The organism is Bradyrhizobium sp., assembly GCF_016462955.1.
Taxonomy (GTDB): Bacteria; Pseudomonadota; Alphaproteobacteria; order Rhizobiales; family Xanthobacteraceae; genus Bradyrhizobium.
In genome coordinates this window covers 1-3371 of sequence record NZ_JAEMSD010000634.1, presented here as the reverse complement: position 1 = coordinate 3371, position 3371 = coordinate 1, and the positions used below count along the sequence as shown (strand labels likewise).

The window sequence follows — 3371 nt, the reverse complement described above, 5'->3', positions numbered from 1 at the left end:
CTCCTAGGCACTCCGGACCTCGAAGCTTTCTGAGATTGAACGCAGCAACGCGCCGTCCGGATGGGGCATCCGGCGGCGCGTTGTCGTTTCGGAGGCGTCTTGACGACCCTGCGGTTAGCGCGTCTGCGGTTCCAGCGTCACGGTGCAGTCGCCCTGCCCTTGCGTTGCGACCACGATGCTGCCCGCGGGTGCATCGAGAGCGATCGGTGCGGACGAGCCGCCACCGGGCATCTGGACGATCACGCTCATCGAATCCACGCGCGCAGTTGAACCCACGGTCGAAGGTTCTGCCTGCGCCACATTGCCCGAAGCGTCACGCCGCATGATCTGGCAGTTCACAGGGTTGGCCCCGGCCGCCGCAACGCTCGACTGGCCGCTGGCGCTCATCTGGGCCCGGGCCCGCGACGGATCGCGCGGCACTTGGCTGACGATACGATGCGTGCCCGGCTCCACGATCACCACCTCGTCCTCGGTCGCGAAATATTCGTAGTCGCGATAGGCAGGCTCGATCGAGACGATCTCGGGCGGCAGCCTGTGGAGCCGCACGCGCGGAGGAATCGTTTCGCCGACGCGGATCGAGATGTTCAGATTGCGCTCCGGCTGGGCAAGGCGAGCGCGGCTCACGGTTTCGGAGATGCGCACCTGCTTTTCGGTCGTCACCTGGGTCTGTTGATTGACCTGAGTGTTGGTCTGCGTGGTCTGGTTGCTCTGCGCGCTCGGGGTGCCGGGCGCGGTCTGCGCATTGTTGGTCGGAGCCGTCCGGTTCGTATCGGTCGCGGTGGCCGGCCGGTTGCCCTCCTGCTCGGCCGCATTGCGCGGCGGCTGGGCTTGCTTGCGCTCGTTCTGGTTGGCCGCGGTGCCAGACCGCTCGTTCTGCTGGCCCGACTTGGACTTTTCGGACTCGGCCGTTGATTTCTGCGGCGCCGACTTGTCCTGCTTGGTCTCGGCGCTGCTCTTGCCGTCGCGTCCCGGCTTCGTGCTTTCCGCCTCACGGTTGCGATCGCGCGAAGGCTCGCGAGAGTCTTGCGCCTGGTCCCTGGCCTTCGGTTGGTCGCGCTCGGAAGCCTGCGCCGGCTGGCGCTTGTCATCAGCGGCTTCGCGCCTGGCAGCGCCACCCTTGTCCTCGCGGCCCGCGCCCTGCAGCCGCTCGCCTTGTGGCCGTTCGCCTTGCGCTCGCTCCTGGGCGCCCTGCGTGCGCTCTTGAACACGTTCCTGCACGTCACCGCGCGGCGGCGTGGCTCCTTTCGCCGGTTCCTCGACCCGTCGCGGCTCATCCCTGCGCTCACCGGGCGCCTGGGCATAGGCCAAGCCGGAAGCAAGCATCAGTCCAATGGCCGCAGTCGATAACATCAAATGTTGACGCATAGTCCCTCTCCTCGACAGTTCGCAACAACAGACGCGAACGTTCTGTTCGTGCGAATGTTCCCGGACAGGAACGCAGCCATCGGAGATCGGAGCAGATCAGGTCGCGCTTACATGACATCCTTGAGCGTCAGCCGCGCCGTGAACGTCACGCTGGTCTTGCCGACGAGCGCCATGCCTTCGACTTCGGCACCGCCGGGAAAATAGTCGCCGGAAAAGCCGCAAGTCACCTCGCGGCCGCCGAACGCCAATGTCCTGCCGACCGCCTCGGTATGCTGATTGACAATCATGTCGCCACGCCACTTGCCGTTCCGGAACGTGTAGCTGCCGGTGTAGGAGAAGAAGCTGTCGCCACCCAGGATGCGTCCGTCGCAGAGCACGACGACGCCCCTCGCCTGTCCGCGCTTGCCGTCACGCATCTCGATGTCGAAGATGTAGAGGCCGTTGATGACGCTGGCCTCTCCACCCGCTCCCGTCCTATCCCCGGCCGACATCCGCTCATCTCCCCATGTCGATCCGTTCGATCAGTTCGGCACGTTCCGTTCGAGATCCTCGAGCCAGGCGGCCGCGCTCGCATCCGATGGCGCACGCCAGTCGCCGCGCGGTGATAGCGAGCCGCCGGCAGAGACCTTCGGTCCGTTCGGCATGGCCGAGCGCTTGAACTGGCTGAAGGCGAAGAAGCGGCGCAAGAACACTTCGAGCCAGCGCCGGATCTCGGGCAGATCATAAGCCCTGCGCCGGTCACTCGGGAAGGCCGGCGGCCATTCGCCCTTCGCCGCATCCCTCCAGGCATGCTGTGCCATGAAGGCGATCTTGGAGGGACGCATGCCGTAGCGCAGCGTGTAGAACAGGTTGAAATCCTGCAGTTCGTAGGGTCCGACCGCCGCTTCCGTGCTCTGCGGCTTCTCGCCGGCCTCCACCGGCACCAGTTCGGGCGAGATCTCGGCCACAAGGATCGACCCGAGCGTCCGATTGACGTCGTCGCTGAACTGCCTGGATGAAATCACCCAGCGGATCAGATGCTGGATCAGCGTCTTCGGCACGCCGGCATTGACGTTGTAATGCGCCATCTGGTCGCCGACGCCATAGGTGCACCAGCCGAGCGCGAGCTCGGAGAGATCGCCGGTTCCGATGACGATGCCGCCGTGATGGTTGGCGAGCCGGAACAAATAGTCCGTGCGCAAGCCCGCCTGCACGTTCTCGAAGGTGACGTCGTAGACCTTCTCGCCCTTTCCGAAGGGATGGCCGATGTCCTTGAGCATCTGCGTCGCCGTGGTGCGGATGTCGAGCTCCTGCCAGCTCGTGTGCAAGGCCTGCATCAGCGCCAGTGCATGGGTCTTGCTCTCGCTGCCGGTGGCAAAGCCAGGCATGGTGTAAGCCAGGATGTTCTCGCGCGGCAGGCCGAGCAGGTCGACCGCCTTGGCGGCGACGATCAGGGCATGGGTGGAATCGAGGCCGCCGGAGACGCCGATCACGACGCGCTTGGTCCCGGTGGCGCGCATGCGCTGCACGAGCCCGGCGACCTGGATGTTGTAGGCCTCGTAGCAGTCCTGCTCGAGCAGCCTCTCGTCGCTCGGCACGAACGGAAAGCGCTCGACCTTGCGCAGGAAGCCGATATCGGCCGCCGGCGGCTTCAGGGCAAATGTCACCTTGCGGAAAAACGCTTCGCGCTGCCGCCGGTTGTCGTCGAACGTTCCCATCAGCGCGCGTTCCTGCCTGAGCAGGTCGAGATCGACATCGGACAGCGTGATCTGGCCGCCTTGGCGGAACCGCTCGCCCTCGGCCAGCAGCACCCCGTTCTCGTAGATCGAGGTCTGGCCGTCCCAGGCAAGATCGGTGGTGGATTCTCCCGCGCCTGCGGCGGAATAGACGTAAGCCGCAAGGCAGCGCGCCGAGGTCGATTGGCACAGCAGCGCGCGCGCGCGCCCGGCCGATCGTGATCGGGCTGCCCGAGAGGTTGATCAGCACGCTCGCGCCGGCGAGCGCGAGCTCGGAGGCCGGCGTCACCG

At 65.9% G+C, this 3371-nt stretch carries 2 protein-coding genes and 1 pseudogene; all 3 read right to left on the bottom strand.

The features are described from left to right. Positions 1-114: 114 nt before the first annotated feature. Positions 115-1323, bottom strand: a complete 1209-nt coding sequence (locus tag JHD07_RS35920) for a DUF1236 domain-containing protein (RefSeq protein WP_291630802.1) — start codon at positions 1321-1323, stop codon at positions 115-117. Positions 1324-1472: 149 nt separating this feature from the next. Next, the gene (locus JHD07_RS35915) at positions 1473-1856 is read right to left on the bottom strand and encodes a GrlR family regulatory protein (protein WP_291630801.1); all 384 of its coding nucleotides are present in this window, start codon (positions 1854-1856) and stop codon (positions 1473-1475) included. 30 nt (positions 1857-1886) lie between these two features. Next, positions 1887-3371: pseudogene (locus JHD07_RS35910) on the bottom strand (NAD(+) synthase); the annotation flags it as partial.